The organism is Rathayibacter sp. PhB151, assembly GCF_004366415.1.
GTDB classification, from domain to species: domain Bacteria; phylum Actinomycetota; class Actinomycetes; order Actinomycetales; family Microbacteriaceae; genus Rathayibacter; species Rathayibacter festucae.
This window is the reverse complement of sequence record NZ_SOEN01000006.1, coordinates 721,391-746,170: the sequence shown is the minus strand read 5'-3', so window position 1 is coordinate 746,170 and position 24,780 is coordinate 721,391. Positions and strand designations below refer to the sequence as shown.

Genomic DNA, 24,780 nt, shown 5'->3' with positions numbered 1-24,780 from the left:
TCATGCTGGTCGAGCAGCGGGTCGCAGGCCCGCGTATCGAGACCCACCCGGTCCGGGCGCTACGCCGTCAGGGAGACCGCCGTCCAGGAGACCGGGGGCAGTGTGAGCGTCAGCACGCCGTCCGCCAGCTCGGCGTCGACGGGCTTGAGCCCCACACGGTTCTGGTCGTCCTTGGTGTTCTTCGCGTAGACGTCCTCGTCGAAGATGCCGACGGCCTCCGCGACGGTCGTGACGCCGAGGCCGCTGACGTCGACGGTCACCTCGAGGGCGTCGGTCGTCGAGCGGTTCACGAGGAAGACCGCGGCGCGGCCGTCGTCGAGGGTGGCGACGGAGTCGACCAGCGGTGCATCGCCGTGGCGCGAGGTGGAGTAGGACCCGACCTCGATGCGCGGCCGCAGCACCGAGCCCGACGCGAGGCGCGCGGTGGTGGAGAACGGGAAGAACGTGGTCTGCCGCCAGGCGGCTCCTCCGGGCTCGGTCATGATCGGCGCGATGACGTTGACGAGCTGCGCGAGCGACGCCGAGGTGACCCGGTCGGAGTTCTTCAGCAGCGTGATCATCAGGTTGCCGAGCACGACGGCGTCGGCGACGGAGTAGACGTCCTCGAGCAGGCGCGGCGCGTAGGCCCACTCGCGGGTGCTCTGGTCGCCCGCGGCGTCCGCCTTCTCCTTCTCGGTCCACTCCTGGAGGTACCAGACGTTCCACTCGTCGAAGGAGAGCTTGATGTCCTTGGTCTTGCGGAGCTTGTGCTTGACGTGGTCGACGGTGGCCGCGACGGTCGCGATGAAGTACTCCATCTCGACGGAGGAGGCGAGGAAGGACCCGAGGTCGCCGTCGTACTCCTGGTAGTAGGCGTGGCAGGAGACGTACTCGACGTCGTCGTAGGCGTGCTCGAGGACGACCCGCTCCCATTCGCCGAAGGTGGGCATCGAGGAGCCGGAGGAGCCGCAGATCACGAGCTCGAGCGAGGGGTCGGCGATCTTGAGGGCCTTGGCGGTGCGGGAGGCGAGCTTGCCGTAGTCGTCGGCGTTCATGTGGCCGACCTGCCAGGGGCCGTCCATCTCGTTGCCCAGGCACCACATGCGGATGTCGTGCGGCTCCGGCGACCCGTTCGCGATCCGCTGGTCGGCGAGGGCGGTGCCGGCCTTCCCGTTGGCGTACTCGAGGACGTCGAGGGCCTCGAGGACCCCGCGGGTGCCGAGGTTGACGGCGTACATGATCTCGCTGCCGGTCAGCTTCGCCCACTTCGCGAAATCGTCCAGGCCCACCTCGTTGGTCTCGAGCGAGTGCCAGGCGAGGTCGCGGCGGCGCGGGCGGTACTCGCGCGGTCCGACGCCGTCCTCCCAGCGGTAGCCGGAGACGAAGTTGCCGCCGGGGTAGCGGACGGTGGTCGAGCCGAGCTCCTTGACCAGCTCGACGACGTCCAGGCGGAAGCCGTCCTCGTTCGCGGTCGGGTGCCCGGGCTCGTAGATCCCGTCGTAGACGCAGCGGCCGAGGTGCTCGACGAACGAGCCGAACAGCCGCGGGTTCACGGGAGCGACGACAGCGGCCGGGTCGAGGAAGACGCGCGCGGCGGCGGCGGAGGAGGAGGTGGCGGAGGAGTCGGTCATTCGGGGCCCTTCCGAGGCGTCGGCGGGCTCCGGCCGGGCCGGACGGGGTGATCGTCGGCGATCGCCGCCCGCTGTTTCTAACGTTGTACTGTCGATGGTGCTGGCGCGAGCCGCGGGTGTCAAGGCCGCTGCTCCCCGCCACCGCCCAGTCGTCCTGTGCTCCACTGGGCGGGTGCCTGCCTCCGACGCCTGCTCCGCCCTCGCCGACCGCGTCGACGCCCTCGCCGCCGCCTCGCCCCGCCCCCGCGCCCTGATCGCCGCGGTCGCGCGCGAGGTCGCTGGGATCCGTCCCTGGCCGCGCGGGCTGATCGACCTCGCCTCCGGTGGCAGCAACCGGATCCGCGGCCGCGGCTTCGCGCCGCCCTACGACGACGACACCCGCGGCCAGGCCCGGCACTTCGCCGGGGTGGCCGGCGCGACGCTGCGCATCGGCGGCCCGATCGCGCATCTCCTGATGCGCACGGCCGGCGGTGACCACCGCGGCACCGCCGACGACCGGCTCACCGGGCGCGCGGTCGAGTGGAGCCGGCTGCTGCGGCGAGGCGAGCTGCCGGTCGCCGAGGCCGGCGACTGGATCCGCCGGGAGATCTGCGCCTGCTGATGCCACGCGGCGACCTCGCGCCGCGTGAGCGCCCCGTCCCTCCCTGTGTTCCCCGTCCCTCCTCCCCTCGCCGCGCACCCGGGGCCCTCGCCGCCTCCGTGCCAGGCTGGTGAGGACGAGAGGGGACGCGATGGACGCGCGCGAGCACGAGGTCCGCCGGCGGATGGACGCCCACGAGCTGTACGTCGACGCCGGTGAGGGCCTCGAGGCGCTCGAGGAGGAGCGGATCCGCGGCAAGGAGCTCGCCCACGCCTACAACGCGACCGGCCCCCGCGAGGTCGACGAGCGCCGGCGCCTGCTGCACGAGCTGTTCGAGGCGGTCGGCGAGGGCGCCTGGGTCGAGCCGCCGCTGCACGTCGCCTACGGCCGCCGGGTCCGCCTGGGCGCGAACGTGTACGTGAACTTCGGGCTGACGCTGGTCGACGACGTCGAGGTCGTCATCGGCGACCGGGTGATGATCGCGCCGAACGTCACGATCAGCACCACCGGGCACCCCGTGCACCCGGAGCTGCGCCGCGACGGCACGCAGTTCTCGGCGCCGGTCGTGATCGAGGACGACGTCTGGATCGGTGCGGGCGCGATCCTGCTGCCCGGCGTGGTGATCGGCGCGGGCTCCGTGGTGGCGGCGGGCGCGGTCGTCACGGCGAGCGTGCCGCCGATGGTGGTCGCGGGCGGCGTGCCGGCGCGGGTGCTGCGGCCGATCGGCGACGAGGACCGCTCCTGGGAGTGGCGGGCGCCGCGCACGCTCGGCTGATCCCGGGACGCGGGCCGGCCGGCGAGGGCGTCGGACCCGGCCGGTAGGCTCCGCGGGTGACACGCACCCGACTGGTCCTGCTCGACGTCGACGGCACGCTCCTGGACGAGGGGGTCGTCGCGCCGTCGGTGCGCGAGGCGATCACCGGCGCCCGGAGCAACGGCCATCTCGTCCTCGTCGCGACCGGCCGTTCGCGCCCGGAGATCCCGCAGCAGGTCCTCGACCTCGGCTTCGACGGGGTCGTCTCGGCGGCCGGCGGCTTCGTCGAGCTCGACGGCGTCCTGCTCGAGTCGCGGACGATGGCGCCCGAGGACGTCGAGGCGATCGCCGGCTTCTTCGAGGCGCACCGGATCGCCTACTCGCTGCAGTCCTACGACGACGTCTTCACGAGCGGCGGGGTGGGCGGCGGCTACGGCACCGTCCCGACCGAGGGCATCGCCAAGGCGACCTTCTTCGGCGAGGACGGCACCGCCTTCGCCCTCGTCCGCGAGGGCCTCGGCGACCGCTTCCACGTGATCACCGGGACGATCCCGTCCCTCGGCGACGCCGGCGGCGAGGTCAGCGTCCGCGGCGTCGACAAGGGCAGTGCGCTGGTGCGACTGGCCGAGCGTCTCGGCCACCCGCTGGTGGACACGATGGCGATCGGCGACAGCTTGAACGACGTCGAGATGCTGGCCGCGGCGGGCCTGGGCATCGCGATGGGGAACGCCTCCGCCGCGGCCCTCGCCGCCGCCGACGAGGTCACCGCCTCCGTGCGCGAGGACGGCGTCCTGGCGGCGTTCCGGCGGCACGGCCTGCTCTGACGCCGTCCGCGCCGCCGCCGCGGATCAGGTGTACCAGCTCGGCTCCGGCACCTCGTTGAGCAGCGTGTAGACGCCGACCTCGCGGCGCTTGTAGGGCAGCGGGTCGTGCAGCGAGTGGGTCCGCAGGTTGCGCCAGTAGAGGTCGAGGCCGACCGAGCTCGAGGAGGCCCGGGCGCCGGTCAGCTCGAAGACGCGGGTGGCGGCGGCCAGGCCGTCCTCGACGATGCGCGCCTTCGCGGCCGCGATCCGCACGGCGATCTCGCCGCGGCGGCGCGGGGTCAGCTCCTCGCGCGGCGCGTGCAGCGCGGCCGAGAGGGCGGCGCCGGTCGCGTCGATCAGCGCCTCGTCGGCCCAGAGGCGCGACTGCAGGTCGCCGTAGCCCTCGAGGATGTACCACTCCTCGCTCGCGCGGGCCTTGTCGTCGCCGCCGTACGGCCACGCCCGCGTCGACTCGCGGGTGTACTGCGTAGCCCGCTCGAGTGCGCCCTGCGCGATGCCGAGGTAGAACTCGGCGAACACCTGCTGGATCGTCGGCACGTTGAGGGTGTTGTAGACCAGCGGCTGGAACACCCGGTCGACGAAGCCCGCCGCCGCGGCCCACGGCACCCGCACGCCGCGGATCTCGACCGAGCCCGACTCGGTGAGGCGCTGCCCGAGGCTGTTCCAGTCGCGGCCGAAGACGATGCCGTCCTGCGCGGTCGGCACGATCGCGAAGACGTGGGTGTCCGTCCCCTCGAGGACGCCCTCGAGCACGGTCAGGTCGCTGACTACTCCGCCGGTCGAGAACGACTTCCGGCCGGTGAAGACCAGCTCGTCGCCCTCCTCGCGGACCGTGAGATCGGAGTCGCGCGGGTTCACCGCGCCGCCGTAGAGGAGGTTCCCCTCGGTCGCCTGCTGCTCGACGGCTGCGATCTGCTCGGGCGTGCCGACCAGCCGGGCCGCCCAGGCCCAGAGGTAGTGGTAGCCGAGCAGCTGGCCGATCGAGCCGTCGGCGCGAGCGATCGTGCGGATCACGCGGAGGGCGACGCTCCACTCCTGGCCGCCGCCGCCGTGCTCGAGCGGGCCGAGCAGGGTGACCAGGCCCGCGCTCTTCAGCAGGGCGACCTCGGCGACGGGCGCGGCGCCGGCGCGGTCGCGCTCGAGCGCGTCGACGGCGAGGACCGCGGCGGTCTCCTCGGCGCGGGCGAGCCACTCACCAGGAGTGGCGGGGCGCGGGGAGCGGGCCCAGCGATCGGTCGGGGGTGGGCTGTCGAGCGGGAGTCGGCTGTCGAGCGTCGGGGTCGAGACGGTGCTGCTCACGGTGGTTCCTTCCGGTGCGGGCGATCGCGGCGGAGGCGGCGATCGCGGGGTGCTGCGGCGACTGTGGCAGCCGCAGCGGGTGCCCTGCCGGAATGCGACGACCCGTGACCGCGTGTGACTCCGCGCGACGCGACCCGGGCGACTCCTCGCGACGCGGGTACTGCGCAGTGACTTTGACAATCGTTATCAATAGTCGCTACCGTGTCAGCATCCCGACCGCCCCGCTCCAGACCCAGATCGGCTCACCCGTGAAGACCCGCTCACTCGCCCTCGTCGCGCTGCTCGGCAGCACCGCGCTCGCCCTCTCGGCGTGCTCCGGCACGGCCTCCTCGACCGGCGCTTCCGCCGACAGCGGGAAGGTCGCCGTCGTCGCGTCGACCGACGTCTACGGCGACCTGGTCCGCAGCATCGGCGGCGACCTGGTCGACGTCACGAGCATCATCGACAGCCCGGACAAGGACCCGCACGAGTACGAGGCGACGGCTCGCGACCAGCTCGCCCTCTCGAACGCGGCGCTCGTGATCGAGAACGGCGGCGGCTACGACTCCTTCGTCGACATCATGATCGACGCGTCCGGCTCCACCGCCCCCGTGATCACCGCCACCGTCGTCGCCGGGCTCGAGGAGGAGCACGACCACGAGGACGAGGCCGCCGACGCCGGTCACGACGAGGCCGGGCACGAGCACGCCGAGTACAACGAGCACGTCTGGTACGACCTGTCCGCGGTCCGGGAGACGGTCACGTCGATCGCCGACGAGCTGTCCACGATCGACGCGGACAACGCCGCGACCTACGCCGCGAACGCCGAGACCCTCGGCGGCTCCCTCGACGCCCTGATCGACCGCGAGGCGGAGCTGAAGGGCACGCTCGGCGGCCGCTCGATCGCCATCACCGAGCCCGTCCCGCTCTACCTGACCGACGCGCTCGGGCTCGTCAACGCGACTCCGGAGGCGTTCAGCGAGGCGGTCGAGGAGGGCACCGACGTCCCCGCGACCACGCTGCAGGAGACGCTCGCCCTCTTCTCCGACGGCACCGTCGACGCGCTCGTCTTCAACGAGCAGACCGAGAGCTCGCAGACCCAGGCCGTGCTCGACGCGGCGGAGGCGGCCGGCGTCCCGACCGTCGGGGTCACCGAGACGCTGCCCGAGGGCGACGATTACGTCGGCTGGATGACCGCCAACCTCGACGCCCTCGAGAGAGCCCTCTCGTCGTGACGCCACCCTCCTCGACCCCATCCGGTCCGTCGTCAGCGCCCGCCTCCTCGGAGGCGGGCCTTTCGGCGTCCGTGCTGCAGCTGCGCGGCGCCGGTCTGCGCTTCGGCGACCGCGAGCTCTGGGGCGGCGTCGACCTCGATGTGCGGGCCGGCGAGTTCGTCGCGGTGCTCGGCGCCAACGGCTCCGGCAAGACCAGCCTGCTCCGCGCGGTCCTCGGCCAGCAGCCGCTCAGCAGCGGCGAGCTGCGCGTCCTCGGCGAGCCGGTGCACCGCGGCAACCGCCGCATCGGCTACATCCCGCAGCAGAAGCTCGCCGACGAGGGCACCCCGCTGCGCGCCCGCGACCTGATCGGCCTGGGCATCGACGGCCACCGCTTCGGCCTGCCGCTGCCCTCGCGCTCCCGCCGCGCGCAGGTCGACGCCCTGCTCGCCGCCGTCGGCGCCACCGACTACGCCGACGCGCCGATCGGCAGCCTCTCCGGCGGCGAGCAGCAGCGCGTCCGCGTCGGCCAGGCGCTCGCCGGCGACCCGGCCCTGCTGCTCTGCGACGAGCCGCTGATCGCCCTCGACCTCGCGCACCAGCGCGCGGTCAGCGAGCTGATCGACCGGCACCGGCGCGAGCGGAACCTCGGCGTCCTCTTCGTCACCCACGACGTGAATCCGGTGCTCGGGATGGTCGACCGGGTGCTCTACCTGGCCGGCGGCCGCTTCCGGATCGGCACCCCCGACGAGGTGCTGCGCTCCGAGGTGCTCAGCGAGCTCTACGACGCGCCGGTCGACGTGATCCGCGCGCGCGGCCGCGTCATCGTGGTCGGCGCCCCCGACCACTCGCACGTGCACGAGCACGAGGAGGAGCGCGCATGACCGACGACGTCTGGTCGCAGATCTTCGACTTCTCCGACTACGGCGCGCTGCTCGCGCTGCTGTTGAACTCCGTGATCGCGGGCGCCGTCCTCGGCGTCGTCGGCGGGCTGATCGGCGTCTTCGTGATGTCCCGCGACATGGCCTTCGCCGTGCACGGGATCAGCGAGCTGTCGTTCGCGGGCGCCTCGGCCGGCCTGCTGCTCGGCGTCGGCGTGGTGCAGGGCTCGATCGTCGGCTCGCTGGTCGCGGCGCTGCTGATCGGGCTGCTCGGCTCGCGCGCCCGCGACCGCAACTCGATCATCGCCGTGCTGATGCCGTTCGGCCTGGGCCTCGGGATCCTCTGCCTCGCGCTGTACCCGGGGCGGAGCGCGAACAAGTTCGGCCTGCTCACCGGGCAGATCGTCGCGGTCGACGACCCGCAGCTGGGCTGGCTGATCGCCATCTCGATCGTCGTCGTGATCGGGCTCGCGCTGATCTGGCGCCCGCTGACCTTCGCGAGCGTCGACGCCGACGTGGCGGCCGCGCGCGGCATCCCGACCCGGGCGCTCTCGATCGTGTTCATGCTGCTGCTCGGCCTCGCCGTCGCGGTGTCGGTGCAGATCGTCGGCTCGCTGCTGGTGCTCGCGATCCTCGTGACTCCGGCGGCGGCGGCGCTGCGGATCTCCGCGTCGCCGGTGCTCGTGCCGCTGCTCAGCGTGCTGTTCGCGGTCGGTGCGCTGGTAGGCGGGATCCTGCTCGCGCTCGGCGGATCGGTGCCGATCAGCCCGTATGTGACCACGATCTCGTTCACGATCTACGTCGTCTGCCGGATCATCGGCCGCAAGGGCGTGCGGCGGCCCTCGCGCCGGCGCTCACCGGCCGCGGTCGGGGCGGGGGTATAGCGTGGCGCGGGTCGTGAAACGGGAAGGCGGACCGGTGGTCAAGCGGAACACGTGGCAGCGCGAGGCCGTGCGCGAGGCGCTCACCCGGCGCGAGGACTTCGTCAGCGCCCAGGGGCTGCACAGCGCCCTGCACGCCTCGGGCTCGCCGATCGGCCTGGCGACGGTCTACCGCGCCCTGTCCGACCTCGCGGTCGAGGGCGAGGCCGACTCGCTGCAGTCGCCGGACGGCGAGAGCCTCTACCGCGCCTGCACGCCGGGCACGCACCACCACCACCTGATCTGCCGGCGCTGCGGGCTGACCGTCGAGATCGCCGCTGACGCGGTGGAGACCTGGGCGCACAGCGTCGCGGCGCAGAACGGCTTCACCGACGCGCACCACGTCGTGGACGTCTTCGGGCTGTGCGCGGAGTGCACGCGGGCGGTCGCCGCGGCGGAGTGACGCCGCCGCGTCGCGGTTCGCGGGCTCGGACTCGCGGTCTCCGGTCGCAAGGGCTCAGGCCCGTGCGGCTCAGGCCGGTGCGGCTCAGGCCGGTGCGGCTCAGGCCGGCAGGAAGATCCAGGCCGCCCGGTCCTTGACGACGGCGCCGGCCGGCAGCACCCGCCCGCTCATCGCGAGGTAGACGCCCGGCGGCAGCAGCTGCACCGCCGCGACGGCCGCGCCGAGGTTGAAGGCGGCGTCGCTGTCCCCCATCCGCGCGGGCTGCATCGCGCCGGTCAGCACGACGACCCGGTCGCGGACCGCGCCGAGCGCCTCGGCCGTCAGTGTCATCGTGTCGGTGCCGTGGGTGAGGACGATGCGGTCCTCCTCGGCCGAGAGCACGCGCTCGCGGATCAGCGCGCGGTCGGCGTCGTCGAGGTCGAGGCTGTCCTTCCGCAGGACCTCCTCGACGCGGAACTCGAGCGTCGACAGCACGGGCTCGAGCAGGCGCGGGATCGTCGGCGCCCCGATCTCGAGCTCGCCCGCGAGCGAGTACTCCTTGTCGATGGTTCCGCCGGTGGTGAGGACGAGGATGCGGTCTGACACCCGAACAGACTAGGCCGGGCCTCCGACACGGCACATCCGTGCGGTTCGGACGCTGCCGGGCACTCCAGCCCGTTCGATCGGGAACGATGGGGGGATGGCCTCCTCCACTCCGTCCCTGATCCGCACCGGCGCCAAGGTCCTCCTCGGCTCCGCCCTCGTCTTCGCCGGCGTCAGTCACCTGACCCGGGCGCGCGAGGAGTTCCAGGCCCAGGTGCCGGAGTGGGTGCCGCTGGACAAGGACACGGTCGTGCTCGCGTCCGGCCTCGTCGAGATCGGCCTCGGGGCCTCGCTCGTGCTCGCGCGCCGCCGGGCGCCGCTGGTCGGCGCGGCGGCGGCGGCCTTCTTCACCGCGATCTTCCCCGGCAACGTCTCGCAGTACCTCACGAAGACCAGTGCGTTCGGCCTCGACACCGACCGCAAGCGCGCGGTCCGGCTGGTCTTCCAGCCGCTGCTGGTGGCCTGGGCGCTCTGGTCGACGCGCCGGCCGCAGCGCTGACCACCACTGCTCCTGCAGAACATCGGCTGAGAGCACCTCTCATCGCCGATGGCCGATGACGCGGCCTCTCAGCTGATGTTCTGCTCGCCGTCCTGCTCCAGCAGCGGCGCCAGCAGCTCTTCGATCGCCCGCCGGGCCCCGTCCGCGTCGCCCGCGGCGATCGACTCGACCAGCAGCGCGTGCTCGCGGGCGTGCCGGTCCTCCTCGCCGACGACGTCGTCCTGCAGCACCGTCTCGAAGAGGCCCGTCAGCCCGTCGTAGAGCTCGAGGAAGAGCGCGTTGTGCGTGGCGGCGACGACCGCCCGGTGCAGCGCGGTGTCGGTCGCGGTCCGCTCGGCGAGGTCGCCGCCCGTCCAGGAGCGGGTGCGGGCGGCGAGCAGCGCCCGCAGCGCCTCGACGTCCTCCGCGGTCCGCCGCTCGGCCGCGAGGGCCGCGGTCGCCCCGTCGATCGCGAAGCGCAGCTCCAGGCCGTCCCGCCGGTCCGCGCTCGGCAGCCGCCTCCGGAGCGACGTGGTGAGCTGCGAGCGCGCGATCACGAAGGTGCCGCGCCCCTGCTCCCGCCGCACCAGCCCCGACTGCACGAGCGTCTGCACGGCCTCGCGCACGGAGTTCCGCCCCGCGCCGCTCCAGCGCACCAGCTCCGGCTCCGTCGGGATCCGCGCGCCGACGGCCCAGCGGCCGGAGCGGATCTCCTCGTGGAAGAGCGCCGTGACGTGGTCGATGACGCTTTCGCGGCGGAACGGCTCCGGAGGCCTGAGGTCGACCGAGCTGGACTCCGGCGCGCTAGGCTCGGCAAGATTCATCCCATCATCCTACCCAGGGCAGGCCGCTATGACGTCCACCGTCGTCACCCCGCAGAGGACCGCGCTCCTCGCTCTCGCCGCGATCGTGATGACGGCGCTGAATCTCCGGACGGCCGTCACCGGCTTCAGCCCGCTGCTCGAGACGATCGGCGCCGACCTCGACTTCGGCCCCTCGCTCTACGGCGTGTTCGGCACCGTCGTCACCGCCTCCTTCGCCGTCTTCGGCGTGGTCGCCGCCGCGGCTGCGCGCCGCTTCGGCCTCGAGCGCACCCTCGCCGTCGCCACGCTGGTGACCACCGCGGGCGTCGTGCTCCGCGCGCTCAGCCCGAGCCCGCTCGCGCTGGTGCTCTCCTCCGTCGTCGCCTTCGCCGGAGTGGGCACCTCGAACGTCCTGATCGTGCCGATCGTGAAGCGCTACTTCGCCGACCGGCTGAAGACCATCAGCTCGCTCTACCTCGCGCTGCTCCAGACCGGCCAGTTCATCGCCCCGCTGGTCGCCGTCCCGCTCGCCTCGGCCCTCGACTGGCGCTTCGCCGTCGGCGTCTGGGCGGCGCTGACCGCCGTCGCCTGCCTGCTCTGGGCGGCGCTCGCCCGGCGCGGCGAGGCCGGCGCCGCCGCGGCCGCCGCGCCCACCCGGCTCGCCGGTGCCTGGCGCACCCGCCTGCTCTGGGCGATGGTGCTGATGCTCGGGATGACCGCGCTGAACACCTATGCGATCATCACCTGGCTGCCGACGATCCTCGTCGACGCCGGCGCGGACCCGGCCCAGGGCGGGGCGCTGCTCGCCCTCTTCTCGATCTTCGGCCTCGGCGCGGCCTTCGTCGTCCCGCCGCTGACCCTCGGGATGCGGAACCCCTCGATCGTGGTCGTCGTCTGCGTCGCGCTGCTCGCCGTCGGCTACGTCGGCCTGCTGGTCGCGCCGCTGGCCGGCGCCGTGGCCTGGGTGGTCTGCCTCGGCCTGGGTGTCAGCACCTTCCCGATGACGCTCACCCTCGTCAACGCCAGAACCCGCAGCACGGCCGGCTCCTCGGTGCTCTCCGGGGCGACGCAGGGCCTCGGCTACGCGCTCGCCTGCGCCGGGCCGCTGCTGATCGGCCTGCTCTACGAGGCGCAGGGGAGCTGGACCGGCTCGTACGTCCTCCTGCTGGCGAGCCTCGTGGTGCTGCTGCTCAGCGGTCTCGCGGCGAGCCGGCCGCGCTTCCTCGAGGACGAGGCCGCGGCGCGCTGACCTCCGCCGGCTCCACCTCCGCGAGATCCACCTCCGCGAGCTCCACCTTCGCCAGCTCCAGGGCCGCGATCACCCGGCTCAGCCCGAAGCGCCAGGCGCTCTCGACATCCCCGCCGAGGGTGAACGCCCCGTTGATCTCCATGCCGATGAAGCCGGTGCTCCAGGCGGTGAGGGTGCGCGCGGCCTCGAGCGCGTGCTCTTCGCCCGCGAGCCCGGCGGCGACGCGGAGGACGGAGGCGCTCGCCGCGTCGCGGAACTCCTGCCGGGCCACCGGGGTGCCGGGTGCCGGCGCCATCACCAGGAGGAAGGCGGCGGGCCGCTCGCGGCCGAACGCGCGGAAGGCGCCGGCGAGCTCGGCCGCGTCCTCGATCGGCTCCACGCGCGCGGCGAGCTCGCCCAGCGTCGCCTCGGCGACCAGGCGCAGCAGGGTGTCACGGCCCTCGACCCGCTTGTAGAGGGAGGGGGCGCGCACGCCGACGCGCTGCGCGACGGCCTGCATCGTCACGCCGGCGAGCCCCTCCTCCTCGAGGATCTCGGCGGCGGCGCGGACGATCGCGTCGAGGGAGGTGCGCTCGGGGGTGGGCATGCCTCCACTATAGCTATTGACAGTAGCCATGATGGCTAGCTACCGTAGCCATCATGGAACTCGCCCCCCACCTCCGCCGCATCGGCTCGGACATCGTCGCCGCCTACCTCGTCCACACGCCCGAGGGCGTGACCCTCATCGACGCCGGCCTGCCCCGGCTCTGGCCCGAGCTGCTCGCCGAGCTGAAGGCGATCGGCCGCTCCGTCGACGACATCAAGGGGGTCGTGCTCACCCATGGCGACTCCGACCACATCGGCTTCGCCGAGCGGCTCCGGCGCGAGCACGGCGTGCCCGTCTTCGTGCACGAGGCCGACGCCGAGCGCGCGAAGGGCGGGAAGAAGCCCGCGAACGGGAAGCAGTCGATGAAGCTCGGCGCACTCGTCGGCTTCCTCGGCTACTTCCTGCGCAAGGGCGGCGCGCGCGTGCCCCCGCTGACCGAGGTCGTGACGGTGCGGGACGGCGAGACGCTCGACCTCCCGGGTGCTCCGCGGATCATCGGGCTGCCCGGCCATTCCGCCGGCAGCATCGCGGTGCACGTGCCGATCGCCGACGCCGTGTTCGTCGGCGACGGCCTCACCACGCGCCACGTGCTGACCGGCGCGACCGGGCCGGCCCCCGCGCCGTTCACCGACGAGCCGGAGCAGGCGCTCGCCTCGCTGCAGCACCTGCTGCCCACCGGCGCCACCTGGGTGCTGCCCGGCCACGGCGCGCCGTGGGGCGGGGGAGTGGCGGCCGCGGTCGCGGCGGCGACCCGCGTCTAGCGAGAAGTCACGACGCGGGGACCAGGTTCCAGCGCGCCGTCAGCAGCTCGACGCCCTTGTCGAACGTCGTCGACCACGCCGTCGCGTCGTGCGCGCTGTCCGGCACCTCGAGGTAGGCGGTGTCCATCCCGGCGGCCTGCGCGGCGGCGTGCAGGGTCTGCACTCCGGCGAGGAACGAGGTGTCGTTCGCGCCGACGCCGAAGACCGCGAACGAGTCCTTGTAGGGCGCGTTCTTCGCGAGGATCGCCGCGGGCTTGGCCGCCTCGTACGCCGCCGCGTCGCCGCCGAAGCCCTGCTGGATCGTGGTCGCGTCGTCGCCGAGCGTCGGGGCGAGCTCGCCGGAGGCGTCGACGATGTTGCCGAAGAGCTGCGGGTAGCCGGCGCCGAGCTGGATCGCGCAGGTGCCGCCCTGCGAGAGGCCGCCGATCGCCCAGTGCTGCGCGTCGCCGAGGACGGGCAGGTTGGCGCGGATCCAGTTCGGCACGTCGACGGTGAGGTAGGTCGCGGAGTTCCCGAGTGGCGAGTCGATGCACATGGGGTTCGCCGTCGGGTCGCCGAGCTGGTCGGGCGAGACCACGATCGGGGCGAGGCCGGCGTGCGCGGCCGCGTAGGTGTCCAGGGTCTGCTGCAGGTGCTCGACGGCGAGCGGGTCGGACGGCGATCCGGGCTGGCCGGAGAGCATCATCATCACCGGCAGCAGCGGCGGGTCGTCGGTCAGGGCGGCCGGCGGGAGGTACACGACGGCGTCCCGGGCGGGGAAGCCGGACTTCGTGGCGGGGATCGCCACGTTGGTGACGCTGCCCGCGGTCGGCATCCCGGCGGGGGCGGTCCAGCTGTCGAGCGAGGCGTGCTCGCCGGCGGGCGTCGGGATCGGATCGGCCACGGTCGGGTAGGCGCTGATGCCCAGGAGGCTGCGGACGGTCGGGTACTGGCCGAAGTCGATGTTGACGGTCATCGCCGCGGTCGCGACGACGAGGACGCCGACGAGCGCCGAGGCCAGCACCCGCCGGCCGCGCCGGCGGACGAGGGCGTGCACCAGGACGATCAGCGCCACGGCGAGTCCGCCCAGACCGAGCCCGATCCACACCCGCGTGACGGGGGTGAAGTCGACGCCGAAGAGTCCGCCGGTGCCGCCGAGCAGCCCGCCGAGCGCCCAGCCGCCGAGCAGGCCCAGGAGCAGGACGGCCGCGGCCAGCGCCAGTCGGCGGCGGCGACCACCGCGGGCGGAGCGCGCGAAGGCGAGGACGAGCAGGAGCAGGGCGAGACCCGACACCGCGTAGACCGCGACCACCACCGGACCGGAGACGAGGCTGAGCCCGAGGAGTGCGTTCATGGGTCGGTCCGGTCGTCGAGGGGCGGGGTCGCGCGGGGCGCGGCGGCGGTCAGTCTGGCGCCGACGTCTGGGTGCGGTCTGGATGATCGCTGGACGGATCGGGAGGTGGCCGAGGCTCCTCCCCAGGCGGTGGTCCTGCGATGCTCCCACCGATCGTGCGCAACCCCGCGCGGCGCGCCTCCGGTGCCGCCTACCGTGGAGGAGCAGCAAGCCGCCTCCGGCGCCCTCACGAAGGAGCTCGACCATGACGCAGAACCCCCGCACCCCCGCCCCCGGAGCCCGCGCATGAGCCGCGGCGTCGCCGTCGTCACCGGTGGCACCGCCGGTCTCGGCCGCGCCACCGTCCGCGAGCTGGCCTCCCGCGGCTGGGACGTCGCCGTGCTCGCCCGCGGCGAGGACGGTCTCGCCGCCACGCTGGCCGAGATCGAGCAGGCCGGCCGCCGCGGTCTGACGATCCCGACCGACGTCGCCGACCGCGAGGCGGTCGAGTCGGCCGCCGACCGCATCGAGGCCGAGCTCGGGCCGATCGAGCTCTGGGTCAACGACGCGATGGTCGGCGTCTTCGGCGAGTTCCTCTCGACCGAGCCGGCCGACTTCGAGCGCGCCGTCGCGGTCAACTTCTTCGGCTTCGTCAACGGCACCCGCGCGGCGCTCTCGCGGATGACCCCGCGCGGCCGCGGCCACGTCATCCAGGTCGGCTCGGCGCTCGCGCACCGGGGCATCCCGCTCCAGGCCGCCTACTGCGCCTCGAAGTTCGGCGCCCGCGGCTTCACCGAGGCGGTCACCGCCGAGCTGCTGCACTCCAAGAGCAGGATCAAGCTCTCCGAGGTCGACATGCCGGCGCTCAACACCATCCAGTTCAACTGGGTGAAGTCGCAGCTGCCGCACCACCCGCAGCCGGTGCCGCCGATCTACGAGCCCGAGGTCGGCGCGATCGCCATCGCCGACGTCGCCGACAAGCCGCGCCGGCGCACCTGGGTCGGCGAGCCGACCGCGGGCACCATCCTGGGCGACCGCTTCGCCGGCGCCTTCATGGACTGGTACCTGGCCCGCAGCGCCTTCGACGGACAGCAGGCGCCGGACAAGAAGGAGCCGATGCTCCCGAACAACGTCTACGAGCCGGTCCCCGGCGACCACGGCGCCCGCGGCCTCTTCAGTGACCGCGCGCACACGATGACGCCGCAGATCTGGATGATCCGCCACCGCGCGGCGAGCTACGCCGGTGCGGCCGTGCTCGGCGCGGCCGGCCTGGTCGGCGCGGTCGCGGCCCTGCGGAGGAAGTGACGTGGTCGACGCCGTCGTCGTCGGCTCCGGCCCCAACGGGCTCTCCGCCGCGGTCACCCTCGCCCGCGCCGGGCTCTCGGTCGCGGTCTACGAGCGCAACGAGACCCTCGGCGGCGGCGCCCGGACCGCCGAGCTGACGCTGCCCGGCTTCCACCACGACATCGGCTCGGCGGTGCACCCGATGGCGCTCGCCTCCGGCTTCTTCCGCCGGTTCCAGCTCGACCGGCGGATCGACCTGCGGCTGCCCGAGATCTCCTACGCGCACCCGCTCGACGGCGGCAGCTCGGGCATCGCCTACCGCGACCTCGAGCGGACCGCCGCGGCACTGGGGCGCGACGGTGCGGCGTGGCGCTCGCTGATGGGTCCGCTCGCGGAGCGCGCCGACCGCGTCGCGGGCTTCACGAACGACGCGCTGCTCAAGATCCCGACCGACCCCTCGGTGCTGCTCCGCTTCGGCCTGCGCGTGCTCGAGCAGGGCTCGCCGCTCTGGAACGCGCGGTTCCGCGAGGAGGTCGCGCCCGCCATGTTCGCGGGCGTCGCGGCGCACGCGATCCGGCCGATGCCGAGCCTGTCCACGGCCGCCGCGGCGCTCGCGCTCGGCTCCTACGCGCACGCGCGCGGCTGGCCGGTGCCGGTCGGCGGCAGTCAGGCGATCGTCGACGCCATGGCGGACGACCTCCGCGCCCACGGCGGCACCATCGAGACCGGGGTGGAGATCACCTCGCTCTCGCAGCTGCCGAGCGCGCGCGCCGTGCTGCTCGATCTCACGCCGAGGGCCCTCCTCGCGCTCGCCGGCGACCGCCTGCCCGGCCCCTACGCCTCCGCGCTGCGGATGTTCCGCTACGGCAACGGCGTCGCCAAGGTCGACTTCGCGCTCGACGGGCCCGTCCCCTGGACCGACCCGGAGCTCGCCGGAGCCGGCACCCTGCACGTCGGCGGCACCCGCGCCGAGATCGCCGCGGCCGAGCGCGACGTCGTCCAGGGCCGGCACAGCGAGAACCCGTACGTGCTGGTCTCGCAGCCCTCCGTGCTGGACCCGACCCGCGCGCCGGAGGGCAAGCAGGTCCTCTGGGCCTACACGCACGTGCCGCGCGACTCGCCGGCGCACCAGCGCGAGGCGATCACCGCGCAGATCGAGCGCTTCGCCCCGGGCTTCCGCGACCGCGTCCTCGCCGTGTCCTCGATGACGGCCCGCGACATGCAGGCCTGGAACCCGAACTACATCGGCGGCGACATCGCGGCCGGAGCGGCGAGCGTCGCGCAGCTGCTCTCGCGGCCGATCCCCTCCTCCGACCCGTGGCGCACGCCCGCGAAGGGGCTCTACCTCTGCTCGTCCTCGACGCCGCCCGGCCCGGGCGTGCACGGAATGGCCGGCTGGCACGCCGCCCGCAGCGCGCTCCGGCACGAGTTCGGGATCCGGCGGGCGCCTGATCTGTCGCCCTCGCCCGATCAGAACCGCTCGCCCGATCTGGCACCCTGAGGGTCGGGCGGCATGACCCGCCCGACCCGCCCGACCCCGCCCTCACGACAAGGAGCCCGCGATGTCCCGCAACACCCGCGTCTTCCACTGCCCGCCCGAGTCCGTCTTCGCCGTCTTCGCGTCCGGCTGGCTCTTCCCCTCCTGGGTCGTCGGCTCGTCCCGGATGCGCCGGGTCGGCCGAGACTGGCCGCACGTCGGCTCGAAGCTGCACCACTCCTTCGGCGTCTGGCCGCTGGTGATCGACGACGAGACGACGGTCCTCGAGTGGGACCCGTCGAGCCGCTTCATCATCCAGGCGGCCGGCTGGCCGATGGGCGAGGCGCGCGTCCGCCTCGAGGTCGAGCCGCACCGCGACGGCTGCAGGGTCCGCATCCACGAGACGGCGGTGAAGGGCCCGGGCACGCTGATCCCGAAGCCGCTGCTGCACTCGTTCCTCTGGGTGCGCAACATCGAGACGCTCCGCCGGCTCGCGCACATGGCCGAGGCGGGCGCCAACGGCCGCACCCTGCAGCCGGCCGCGCTGGCCTCGCCGAAGGACCGCGCGGGGCTGGACTCGCCGAAGCACGTCCTGCCGCGGCTGCTCGGAACCGTCGCCTCGATCGCAGTCGGCTCGCTGGCGCTCCGGGCCGTCCTCGCCGTCGCGCGCCGCGCCCGGAGCTAGCGAGAGGCGCCGGCATCGTGATTCTCCGACCTTCGCGGAGTGTCGCTCCACCGCTGGACCTCCGAGCCGCTCAGCCGCGCTCACCGTGTCGAAGGCTCACTGCGCACGGTGGTATTCCGGTGGTTTTCAGGGGGCCTCGTGAGTAGGCTTCCCTGCATGGAGATCCTCACCCCCGCTGCTCAGCACGGTCGCACCCTGCGCATGGACATCCATGACATCGCACGCGAGCTCACTGCGGCCCTGGGCCCGACGCTCGTGGCAGGCCTGGCGGGAACGAAGGATCGCAAGCTGCCCCTCCGCTGGGCCAAGGCCGACGGACCGGAGCCGCGCTCGGAGGCCGCCAACCGGCTGATCTTCGCGCATCGTCAGTGGACGCTTCTCTCCGCTGCCGACGGCGACCACGTCGCACGGCAGTGGTTCATCGGAGGGAACCCGCACCTCGGTGAGAGCACGCCCATCACCGCGATCCGCGAGGGGCGCCACAGCGACGTCGCCGCGGCCGTCGAGTCCTTCATCGCCGGAACCGCCGACGCGTGACGGTCGCTCGTACCTGCTCGGTCACCGGACTCCGACTCGTCTCGGACCCGGGAGCCCAGGGGTACCACGTCGGCAAGAGGGTCCACCCGCCGCTGTCGGGGGCTCCTCGTGACGCCGCGGCGCGATCCCGTCACGAGTGGGGACGCTACGACGTGCTCGGCCAGACGTTCTACCTCGCCGAGACTCGGTCGGCGGCGTACGCCGAGGTGCTCTCCGGTTTCAAACGGGCCAACGGCATCGACGACGCACTCGCTCGAGACGCCGACTACGCCGGGGTCACGCTCGAGGAGTACGTCGAGGAGATCGCGCGCGAGTGGTCCGAGCGAGACTTCATGGGCCTCGGAGCGGTCCCCGCGGGTTGGCGCTACGACCGGGCGATGACCCTCGCCGCGCTCCCGGACTCGGGATGGCTCGTCGACGTCGAGCACCCCGACTCGCTCGCGTCGATCGAGCGCGCGATCGGCACGCTCCTCGCCGAACTCCAGGTCCCGCACCTCACCACCGGCACACTGCGCTCCGAGGATCGCGCCGTCACGACCCGGATCGCCGAGCATCTGCATGGACTGACACTCGACACCGGCGGGACACCGCTCGGCGTCCACTTCGGCAGCAAGCACGGCGCCGCGTGGTGCAGAGCGCTCTGGCTCGACCATCCCGACGCGCACCGTGTGCTCGTGCGTGCCGTCGAGCCCGTCCTCGTCACCGATGACGACCTCAGGACGGTTGCGGATCGCTTCCGCATCCGGATCTTCTGACGAAACGCCGCCCCGCCCCGCTCAGACGATGCGCTCGACGAGCCGGACGTGGTGCACGGCCACGCGCGTCGGCTCGCCGGCGAAGGCGGCCTCGCGCTCGGGGGAGGCGAGGTAGGCCTTCTCGATCTCGGCGAACGCCTCCGCGTCGCCCGGGGTGCTGACGGCCCAGACGAACTCGTTCACCTCGCGGTCGGCGAAGGCGAACTCGATCGTGAAGCCGTTCGCGGCGCGGGCGGGGACGATCTTCGCCCGGTACCAGGCCAGGAAGTCGTCCATCACCCCGTCGACGAGCTCGTAGCGGCGGAGCTGGACGGTGCGGTTCTCGGAGTCGCTCATGCCCTCGACGGTACCGGGCCCGGATGCGGTGGAGGCGGAGTCGCTGCCGGGCCGCGCGCTACGCTCGCCCTTGTCGTCCCGGCGCCGCCCGCCGCACCCGTCCCCGCAGGAGGCCCGCCCTGGATCCCCGCCGTCAGCGCGCGATCGCCTTCCTCGTCGCGGGCTGCTTCTTCATGGAGAACCTGGACGCGACGATCGTCACCACCGCCGCGCCCGCGATCGGCGCCGACCTGGGCGTCGACTCCGCCGCCGTCGCGATCACCGTCACCGCGTTCCTGCTGACCGTCGCGGTGCTGATCCCCGCCTCCGGCTGGCTGAGCGAGCGCTTCGGCGTGCGCCGGGTCTTCACGACCGCGATCGCGGTGTTCACGCTCGCCTCGCTGCTCTGCGCGCTCAGCCCGACCCTGCCGCTGCTCGTGGCGGCCCGCGTGCTGCAGGGCGTCGGCGGCGCGCTGATGGTGCCGGTCGGCCGGCTCGCGGTGCTGCGCGTCACGCCGCGGGAGGGGATCATCCGCGCCATCGCGATCCTGGTCTGGCCGGGGCTGGTCGCGCCGATCCTCGCGCCCTTCGTCGGCGGGCTGCTGACGACCTACGCCTCCTGGCACTGGATCTTCCTGATCAACCTGCCGCTGGGCGTCGTCGCCTTCGTGATCGCGCGGCGGATCATCCCGGCCGGCGTCGAGGCCTCACCGCCTCCGCTGGACGTCGTCGGTCTGCTCCTGGTCGCGGTCGGACTCGGCGCGCTGGTCGGCGCGACCGGCTTCGTGACCGGCAGCGGCTCGGACACCGTCGCGCTCGGCCTGGCCGTGACCGGCGCGCTCGTCACCGCCGTCGCGGTGCGGCACCTGCGCCGCACGCCGCACCCTCTGGTGCCGCTGGACGCGTTCCGCTTCTCCACGTTCCGGGTGGCGAACGCGAGCGGCTCGCTCTACCGGGCGACGATCAACGCGGTGCCGTTCCTGCTGCCGCTGCTCTTCCAGGACGCCTTCGGCTGGAACGCGGTGCAGGCCGGCTCGATCGTGCTCGCGCTCTTCGTCGGCAATCTGGCGATCAAGCCGGCGACGACCTGGCTCCTGCACACGGTGGGCTTCCGCGGGGTGCTCGTCGCGGCGAACGTCGTCGGCATCGCCTGCATGGTCGCGATGGCGTTCCTCGATCCGGACGTGCCGATCCCGGCGATCGTGGCGCTGCTGGTGCTCAGCGGGGTCGCGCGCTCGGCCGGCTTCACCGCCTACAACACGGTCACCTTCGCCGAGGTGGCGCCCGAGGGGATGTCCGGCGCGAACACCCTCAGCGCGACGACCCAGCAGATCGCCGCGGGCTTCGGCGTCGCCGCCGGCGGCATCGCGCTGGCCGCGGGCTCCGCGTTCGGCCCCGGCCTCGTCCCCTACCGCTTCGCCTTCCTGACGCTCGCCGTCCTGACCCTCGTCCCCCTGATCGCCGCCGCCCGCCTCCCCCACGACTCCGGCAGCACCCTCACGCGCTGACCCTCCCCGCGAGATGCCACTTGGGTACGCGACACGCCGAGGAAGGCGTACCCAAGTGGCATCTCGCGGCGGGGATCAGAGGTGCAGGGGATCAGAGGGTGAGGGCCAGGCCGTCGAGGATGTCGTGGGCGGTCGTCGTCACCGTCGTCACGGCGGGGGAGGCCTCCTGGACGGCGCGGAGGACCTCGGCCCAGATCGCGGCGCCGGCGCCGAGGACGTCCTCGCGGCCGGCGCGGACGTAGGGGAGGGCGGCGGTCTCGGCGGGGGAGAGCGCGGCGAGCTCGTCGCAGGCGGCGAGGACGTCGCGGATCGGCAGGGTCGCCTCGAGCGCATCGCGGTCGTAGGCCTCGAGGCGGAGGACGTGCGCGGTGACGGTCAGGACCGTCGCCGCGACGCCGACGACACTGCGCGCGGCCGAGAGGTCGACGGGGGAGGCGGCCAGTGCGCGGCGGACGTCGGCGCGGATCGCGGCCCGCTGCTCCGCGGTCGGCGCACCGCCCCCGGAACGGTGGCGCTCTGTGAGCCGGACGCTGCCCACGTCCATCGAGTGCGCCTGCTCCGGTTCCGCTCCACCGAGCACCAGCTCCGTCGAGCCGCCGCCGAGGTCCACGACCAGGACGGGCCGGGGCGCGTCGACGGCCGAGAGCGCGCCGCGGAAGGAGAGGGCCGCCTCCTCCTCGCCGCTGATCGTCTCGGGGCGGACGCCGATGATCCGCTCGACCGCGCCGAGGAAGTCCTCGCGGTCGGCCGCGTCGCGGGTGGCGGAGGTGGCGACGAAGCGGACGCGCTCGGCGCCGGCCTCGCGGACCAGCTTCGCGTACTCGCGGGTCACGGCGAGGGTCCGCACGAGCGCCTCGGGGTCGAAGCGGCCGGTGCGGTCGACGCCGTGGCCGAGCCGGACGAGCTCGGTGCGGCGGAGGACGTCGACGAGGCGGCCGTCCTCGACGTCCGCGATCAGGAGCCGGAGGGAGTTGGTGCCGCAGTCGAACGCGGCCACGCGGGTGGCGGTCATGCCGACAGTCTGCCCGGCGGCCCCGCCGCTAGATTGGCAGGGACGAGCCGAAGGAGCCCCCGTGCACGAACACCACGTCCGCGTCCACCGCAGCGACGAGGACCTCCCGCGCCACGGGCAGCTCGCGCACGCCCTGGCCGAGGTCGCCGCCGATCCCGTCGAGGTCGAGGCCGAGGTCGCCGAGATGGTCGTCAACCGCGTCATCGACAATGCGGCCGTCGCCGCCGCGTCGCTGGTGCGCCGCCCCGTCGTCGCCGCGCGCTCGCAGGCGCTGGCCCACCCCGCCTCCATCGGCGGCGAGGGCGCGACGGTGTTCGGCGTCGACCCGGGCCGCCGCGTCTCGCCCGAGTGGGCCGCCTGGGCGAACGGCGTCGCGGTCCGCGAGCTCGACTACCACGACACCTTCCTCGCGGCCGAGTACTCGCACCCCGGCGACAACATCCCGCCGCTGGTCGCCGTCGCCCAGCACGCGGGCATCGACGGCGCCCGGCTGGTCCGCGGCATCGTCACCGGCTACGAGGTCCAGGTCGACCTCGTCCGCGCGATCAGCCTGCACCGGCACAAGATCGACCACGTCGCGCACCTCGGCCCCTCGGCCGCGGCCGGACTCGGCACGATGCTCGGCCTCGACGTCGCCGTGATCGAGCAGGCGATCGCCCAGGCGCTGCACACCACCACCGCCACCCGGCAGTCGCGCAAGGGCGAGATCTCGAGCTGGAAGGCGTACGCCCCCGCCTTCGCCGGCAAGGCGGCGATCGAGGCCGTCGACCGGGCGATGCGCGGCGAGACCAGCCCGTCGCCGATCTACGAGGGCGAGGACGGCGTGATCGCCTGGCTGCTCGACGGCCCCGACGCCTCCTACGACGTGCCGCTGCCCGACGCGGGCGAGGCCAAGCGGGCGATCCTCGACACCTACACGAAGGAGCACTCGGCCGAGTACCAGGCGCAGGCGCTGATCGACCTGGCCCGCCGCCTGCACCACTCGCACCCCGAGGCCGCCGATCCCGAGCGCGTCGAGCGGATCGTCCTGCACACCTCGCACCACACCCACTACGTGATCGGCTCCGGCGCGAACGACCCGCAGAAGTACGACCCGACGGCGTCCCGCGAGACGCTCGACCACTCCGTGCCGTACATCTTCGCGGTCGCGCTGCAGGACGGCGCCTGGCACCACGAGCGCAGCTACGCCCCCGAGCGCGCCGCCCGCCCCGACACCGTCGCGCTCTGGCAGCGCACGACGACGGAGGAGGACGCGGAGTGGACCCGCCGCTACCACTCGACCGACCCGGCGGAGAAGGCGTTCGGCGCGCGCGTCGAGATCCTGCTCACCGACGGCACGACGATCGTGGACGAGATCGCGGTGGCGGACGCGCATCCGCTCGGCGCGCACCCGTTCACCCGCGAGCAGTACGTCGCGAAGTTCCGCACCCTCGCGGCCGACGTGCTCGAGGAGGCGGAGGTCGAGCGCTTCCTCGACCTCGCGCAGCGCCTGCCCGAGCTGACGGCCGACGAGGTCGCCCGCCTGACGATCGTGGCAGCCCCCGGCGTCCTCGCCTCGGTGGAGTCGCCGCGCGGGCTGTTCTAGCGGGCGGTGGATCTCGATACGCCCGCTGCGCGGGCTACTCGATCAGCATGAAGGCCAGCAGACCGCGCTGGTCGGTCAGCTGGGATGCCAGCACCGCGCTGGTCGGTCCACGGCCGCGCGTCAGTCGAGCTGCTCGGCCACCCAGTCCTGGAGCTCCTCGATGAAGCGGGAGCGGGAGAAGACGCCGGCGCGCTCGCGGAAGCAGGCCGGGTCGAGGTCGGTGGCGCGCTGCAGCAGGTCGTTCCAGTCGGCGCGCCCCTCGAGGTCGCCGGTCACGCCGCCGCCGGCGAGCGCGACGCTCTCCCGGACGCCGCCGATGTCGGTGCCGATGACCGGGGTGCCGCAGGCCATCGCCTCGACGGGCATGATCCCGAAGTCCTCGACGGCCGGGAAGACGTAGACGAGCGCCTGGGCGTAGAGCGCGCGGATCAGCTCGTCCGACGGCGAGATCACGAACGTCACGTCGGCGGCGATCTCCGCGGCGTAGGCGCGCAGCCGCGCCTCCCACGGCCCGTGCCCGGCGATGACGACGGGGAGCCCGGTCCGCACGCCCGCGTCCATCACCTTCTCCAGCCGCTTGTACGGCACGAAGCGGGACGCGCCGAGCAGGTACGGCCGGGAGAGGGAGTCGAGGATCCGCAGCTCGTCGTCGTTCAGCGGGGCCCGCCAGTCGTTGATCGCCTGGAGGACCTCGGTGTTCACCGGCGGGTAGATGACGCGAGAGGGCCGGTGCCAGGCGTCGGCGACCCGCTCGCCGGTGAAGCGGCTGTTGACCGCGATCGAGGTCGCCTCGCCGGCCCGGTGCCGGTCGATCGGCTTCAGCAGCATGCTGGCGGCGCGGGCCGACCGGCTGCTGCCGCGGCCGTCGCGGTCGGGCTCCCAGATGTACCGGGCCGGGGTGTGCGCGTAGACGAGCTTCTTCGTCGGCGCGGTCGTCCGCACGTGGTGGGCGAAGAGGTGCGAGCTCACCAGCACCCACTCGTGCGCCGCGCCGAGCGGCAGGCGCCAGGTCGGCAGCATCGCCGGCAGGGCCAGGATCTTGTGGCGGCGCAGCGGAGTCCGCGCGAGCCACGACTCGGTGACGGGACGGCCGACCACCGCGTCCGCGTCGCTCCAGAGCACGCGGACGTCGGCGTCGGTGAAGGCCTCGGTCATCGCCTCGAGGACGCGCTCGGCTCCGCCGCGGCGCTCGACCCACTCGTGCACGATCAGGCCCGGACCGGTCGCCGCGCTCGCTCGCTGCCGATCGGTCACTTCGATGAAGGCAGTGATGATGGGCCCCGTTCCCCGTGATGAATGCTGATCTCACGTCAGCCCGTCGCCCCCGTCAGAGGGGTCACGATGCCTTGGAGGCTAATCGCCTGATATCGCCGGAGAAGAAGAAGAC

At 73.5% G+C, this 24,780-nt stretch carries 26 protein-coding genes; 17 read left to right on the top strand and 9 right to left on the bottom strand.

What is annotated here, in order from left to right:
• Positions 1-59: 59 nt before the first annotated feature.
• Positions 60-1,610 carry an alpha-L-arabinofuranosidase C-terminal domain-containing protein gene (locus EDF35_RS04230; RefSeq protein ID WP_133960836.1) on the bottom strand — a complete coding sequence of 517 codons (1,551 nt, stop codon included), beginning with the start codon at positions 1,608-1,610 and terminating at the stop codon, positions 60-62.
• Between the two features lie 172 nt (positions 1,611-1,782).
• On the opposite strand from EDF35_RS04230, the gene EDF35_RS04225 reads away from it, so the two are divergent.
• The 3 genes from EDF35_RS04225 to EDF35_RS04215 all read left to right on the top strand — a co-directional run bounded on the left by EDF35_RS04225 (position 1,783) and on the right by EDF35_RS04215 (position 3,768).
• Positions 1,783-2,211 (top strand): hypothetical protein, encoded by a 429-nt coding sequence (locus EDF35_RS04225; protein WP_133960835.1) that lies wholly within the window; start codon positions 1,783-1,785, stop codon positions 2,209-2,211.
• A 130-nt stretch (positions 2,212-2,341) separates the two neighbouring features.
• On the top strand, positions 2,342-2,965 hold the full coding sequence (locus tag EDF35_RS04220) for a sugar O-acetyltransferase (RefSeq protein WP_123701420.1): 624 nt from the start codon (positions 2,342-2,344) through the stop codon (positions 2,963-2,965).
• A gap of 56 nt (positions 2,966-3,021) precedes the next feature.
• Positions 3,022-3,768, top strand: coding sequence for an HAD family hydrolase (locus EDF35_RS04215; protein WP_133960834.1), 747 nt, complete (start codon positions 3,022-3,024; stop codon positions 3,766-3,768).
• 24 nt (positions 3,769-3,792) lie between these two features.
• Here EDF35_RS04215 and EDF35_RS04210 read toward each other — a convergent pair whose 3' ends face one another.
• Entirely contained in the window at positions 3,793-5,067 is a 1,275-nt protein-coding gene (locus EDF35_RS04210; RefSeq protein WP_133960833.1) for an acyl-CoA dehydrogenase family protein, read from the bottom strand.
• 248 nt (positions 5,068-5,315) lie between these two features.
• Between EDF35_RS04210 and EDF35_RS04205 the strand changes: the two genes are divergently transcribed.
• The 4 genes from EDF35_RS04205 to EDF35_RS04190 all read left to right on the top strand — a co-directional run bounded on the left by EDF35_RS04205 (position 5,316) and on the right by EDF35_RS04190 (position 8,464).
• Complete coding sequence (locus EDF35_RS04205; protein WP_243839835.1) at positions 5,316-6,281, top strand: zinc ABC transporter substrate-binding protein; 966 nt, start codon at positions 5,316-5,318, stop codon at positions 6,279-6,281.
• 71 nt (positions 6,282-6,352) lie between these two features.
• Positions 6,353-7,144 (top strand): ATP-binding cassette domain-containing protein, encoded by a 792-nt coding sequence (locus EDF35_RS04200; protein WP_243581136.1) that lies wholly within the window; start codon positions 6,353-6,355, stop codon positions 7,142-7,144.
• The gene (locus EDF35_RS04195; RefSeq protein WP_123701428.1) at positions 7,141-8,025 is read left to right on the top strand and encodes a metal ABC transporter permease; all 885 of its coding nucleotides are present in this window, start codon (positions 7,141-7,143) and stop codon (positions 8,023-8,025) included. Before EDF35_RS04200 ends, EDF35_RS04195 begins: the two co-directional genes overlap by 4 nt.
• Before the next feature lie 34 nt (positions 8,026-8,059).
• Positions 8,060-8,464, top strand: coding sequence for a transcriptional repressor (locus EDF35_RS04190; RefSeq protein WP_123701430.1), 405 nt, complete (start codon positions 8,060-8,062; stop codon positions 8,462-8,464).
• Positions 8,465-8,563: 99 nt separating this feature from the next.
• On the opposite strand, the gene EDF35_RS04185 is transcribed toward EDF35_RS04190, so the two are convergent.
• On the bottom strand, positions 8,564-9,049 hold the full coding sequence (locus EDF35_RS04185; protein ID WP_133960831.1) for an asparaginase domain-containing protein: 486 nt from the start codon (positions 9,047-9,049) through the stop codon (positions 8,564-8,566).
• A 94-nt stretch (positions 9,050-9,143) separates the two neighbouring features.
• Here EDF35_RS04185 and EDF35_RS04180 point away from each other — a divergent pair, with 94 nt between their 5' ends.
• Positions 9,144-9,545 (top strand): hypothetical protein, encoded by a 402-nt coding sequence (locus EDF35_RS04180; RefSeq protein WP_133960830.1) that lies wholly within the window; start codon positions 9,144-9,146, stop codon positions 9,543-9,545.
• Between the two features lie 68 nt (positions 9,546-9,613).
• Here EDF35_RS04180 and EDF35_RS04175 read toward each other — a convergent pair whose 3' ends face one another.
• On the bottom strand, positions 9,614-10,348 hold the full coding sequence (locus tag EDF35_RS04175) for an FCD domain-containing protein (RefSeq protein ID WP_133960829.1): 735 nt from the start codon (positions 10,346-10,348) through the stop codon (positions 9,614-9,616).
• A 28-nt stretch (positions 10,349-10,376) separates the two neighbouring features.
• On the opposite strand from EDF35_RS04175, the gene EDF35_RS04170 reads away from it, so the two are divergent.
• Positions 10,377-11,576 (top strand): MFS transporter, encoded by a 1,200-nt coding sequence (locus tag EDF35_RS04170; protein WP_133960828.1) that lies wholly within the window; start codon positions 10,377-10,379, stop codon positions 11,574-11,576.
• On the opposite strand, the gene EDF35_RS04165 is transcribed toward EDF35_RS04170, so the two are convergent.
• A complete protein-coding gene (locus EDF35_RS04165; RefSeq protein ID WP_133960827.1) occupies positions 11,518-12,162 on the bottom strand; it encodes a TetR/AcrR family transcriptional regulator in 645 nt (214 codons plus the stop codon). The two genes, EDF35_RS04170 and EDF35_RS04165, sit on opposite strands and share 59 nt — an antisense overlap.
• A gap of 53 nt (positions 12,163-12,215) precedes the next feature.
• On the opposite strand from EDF35_RS04165, the gene EDF35_RS04160 reads away from it, so the two are divergent.
• Positions 12,216-12,923: an MBL fold metallo-hydrolase gene (locus EDF35_RS04160; RefSeq protein ID WP_133960826.1), complete on the top strand. Its 708-nt coding sequence runs from the start codon at positions 12,216-12,218 to the stop codon at positions 12,921-12,923.
• Positions 12,924-12,930: 7 nt separating this feature from the next.
• Here the strand turns inward: EDF35_RS04160 and EDF35_RS04155 are convergent, their stop codons facing one another.
• Positions 12,931-14,256: an alpha/beta hydrolase-fold protein gene (locus tag EDF35_RS04155; protein WP_133960825.1), complete on the bottom strand. Its 1,326-nt coding sequence runs from the start codon at positions 14,254-14,256 to the stop codon at positions 12,931-12,933.
• Between the two features lie 285 nt (positions 14,257-14,541).
• Between EDF35_RS04155 and EDF35_RS04150 the strand changes: the two genes are divergently transcribed.
• The 5 genes from EDF35_RS04150 to EDF35_RS04130 all read left to right on the top strand — a co-directional run bounded on the left by EDF35_RS04150 (position 14,542) and on the right by EDF35_RS04130 (position 18,973).
• Positions 14,542-15,540 carry an SDR family oxidoreductase gene (locus EDF35_RS04150; RefSeq protein WP_123444693.1) on the top strand — a complete coding sequence of 333 codons (999 nt, stop codon included), beginning with the start codon at positions 14,542-14,544 and terminating at the stop codon, positions 15,538-15,540.
• A 1-nt stretch (position 15,541) separates the two neighbouring features.
• Positions 15,542-17,020: an NAD(P)/FAD-dependent oxidoreductase gene (locus EDF35_RS04145; RefSeq protein WP_133960824.1), complete on the top strand. Its 1,479-nt coding sequence runs from the start codon at positions 15,542-15,544 to the stop codon at positions 17,018-17,020.
• Between the two features lie 61 nt (positions 17,021-17,081).
• Complete coding sequence (locus tag EDF35_RS04140; protein WP_123731858.1) at positions 17,082-17,681, top strand: SRPBCC family protein; 600 nt, start codon at positions 17,082-17,084, stop codon at positions 17,679-17,681.
• A gap of 156 nt (positions 17,682-17,837) precedes the next feature.
• Positions 17,838-18,218, top strand: a complete 381-nt coding sequence (locus EDF35_RS04135) for a hypothetical protein (protein ID WP_123701458.1) — start codon at positions 17,838-17,840, stop codon at positions 18,216-18,218.
• Between the two features lie 152 nt (positions 18,219-18,370).
• Positions 18,371-18,973, top strand: coding sequence for a hypothetical protein (locus tag EDF35_RS04130; protein ID WP_133960823.1), 603 nt, complete (start codon positions 18,371-18,373; stop codon positions 18,971-18,973).
• Between the two features lie 21 nt (positions 18,974-18,994).
• On the opposite strand, the gene EDF35_RS04125 is transcribed toward EDF35_RS04130, so the two are convergent.
• Entirely contained in the window at positions 18,995-19,309 is a 315-nt protein-coding gene (locus EDF35_RS04125; protein ID WP_133960822.1) for an NIPSNAP family protein, read from the bottom strand.
• 119 nt (positions 19,310-19,428) lie between these two features.
• Here EDF35_RS04125 and EDF35_RS04120 point away from each other — a divergent pair, with 119 nt between their 5' ends.
• Positions 19,429-20,796 carry an MFS transporter gene (locus EDF35_RS04120; RefSeq protein ID WP_279587517.1) on the top strand — a complete coding sequence of 456 codons (1,368 nt, stop codon included), beginning with the start codon at positions 19,429-19,431 and terminating at the stop codon, positions 20,794-20,796.
• Between the two features lie 91 nt (positions 20,797-20,887).
• On the opposite strand, the gene EDF35_RS04115 is transcribed toward EDF35_RS04120, so the two are convergent.
• Positions 20,888-21,808: an exopolyphosphatase gene (locus EDF35_RS04115; protein WP_133960820.1), complete on the bottom strand. Its 921-nt coding sequence runs from the start codon at positions 21,806-21,808 to the stop codon at positions 20,888-20,890.
• A gap of 61 nt (positions 21,809-21,869) precedes the next feature.
• On the opposite strand from EDF35_RS04115, the gene EDF35_RS04110 reads away from it, so the two are divergent.
• Entirely contained in the window at positions 21,870-23,393 is a 1,524-nt protein-coding gene (locus EDF35_RS04110; RefSeq protein ID WP_243839833.1) for an MmgE/PrpD family protein, read from the top strand.
• Positions 23,394-23,513: 120 nt separating this feature from the next.
• On the opposite strand, the gene EDF35_RS04105 is transcribed toward EDF35_RS04110, so the two are convergent.
• Positions 23,514-24,647 (bottom strand): glycosyltransferase, encoded by a 1,134-nt coding sequence (locus tag EDF35_RS04105; RefSeq protein WP_133960818.1) that lies wholly within the window; start codon positions 24,645-24,647, stop codon positions 23,514-23,516.
• Positions 24,648-24,780 lie beyond the last annotated feature (133 nt).

Bases quoted from the DNA above. Each gene is read 5' to 3' on its own strand.
- EDF35_RS04230 (WP_133960836.1), bottom strand. From the start codon at position 1,610: ATGACCGACTCCTCCGCCACCTCCTCCTCCGCCGCCGCCGCGCGCGTC.
- EDF35_RS04220 (WP_123701420.1), top strand. From the start codon at position 2,342: ATGGACGCGCGCGAGCACGAGGTCCGCCGGCGGATGGACGCCCACGAG.
- EDF35_RS04195 (WP_123701428.1), top strand. From the start codon at position 7,141: ATGACCGACGACGTCTGGTCGCAGATCTTCGACTTCTCCGACTACGGC.
- EDF35_RS04180 (WP_133960830.1), top strand. From the start codon at position 9,144: ATGGCCTCCTCCACTCCGTCCCTGATCCGCACCGGCGCCAAGGTCCTC.
- EDF35_RS04175 (WP_133960829.1), bottom strand. From the start codon at position 10,348: ATGAATCTTGCCGAGCCTAGCGCGCCGGAGTCCAGCTCGGTCGACCTC.
- EDF35_RS04170 (WP_133960828.1), top strand. From the start codon at position 10,377: ATGACGTCCACCGTCGTCACCCCGCAGAGGACCGCGCTCCTCGCTCTC.
- EDF35_RS04165 (WP_133960827.1), bottom strand. From the start codon at position 12,162: ATGCCCACCCCCGAGCGCACCTCCCTCGACGCGATCGTCCGCGCCGCC.
- EDF35_RS04160 (WP_133960826.1), top strand. From the start codon at position 12,216: ATGGAACTCGCCCCCCACCTCCGCCGCATCGGCTCGGACATCGTCGCC.
- EDF35_RS04155 (WP_133960825.1), bottom strand. From the start codon at position 14,256: ATGAACGCACTCCTCGGGCTCAGCCTCGTCTCCGGTCCGGTGGTGGTC.
- EDF35_RS04150 (WP_123444693.1), top strand. From the start codon at position 14,542: ATGAGCCGCGGCGTCGCCGTCGTCACCGGTGGCACCGCCGGTCTCGGC.
- EDF35_RS04140 (WP_123731858.1), top strand. From the start codon at position 17,082: ATGTCCCGCAACACCCGCGTCTTCCACTGCCCGCCCGAGTCCGTCTTC.
- EDF35_RS04135 (WP_123701458.1), top strand. From the start codon at position 17,838: ATGGAGATCCTCACCCCCGCTGCTCAGCACGGTCGCACCCTGCGCATG.
- EDF35_RS04125 (WP_133960822.1), bottom strand. From the start codon at position 19,309: ATGAGCGACTCCGAGAACCGCACCGTCCAGCTCCGCCGCTACGAGCTC.
- EDF35_RS04115 (WP_133960820.1), bottom strand. From the start codon at position 21,808: ATGACCGCCACCCGCGTGGCCGCGTTCGACTGCGGCACCAACTCCCTC.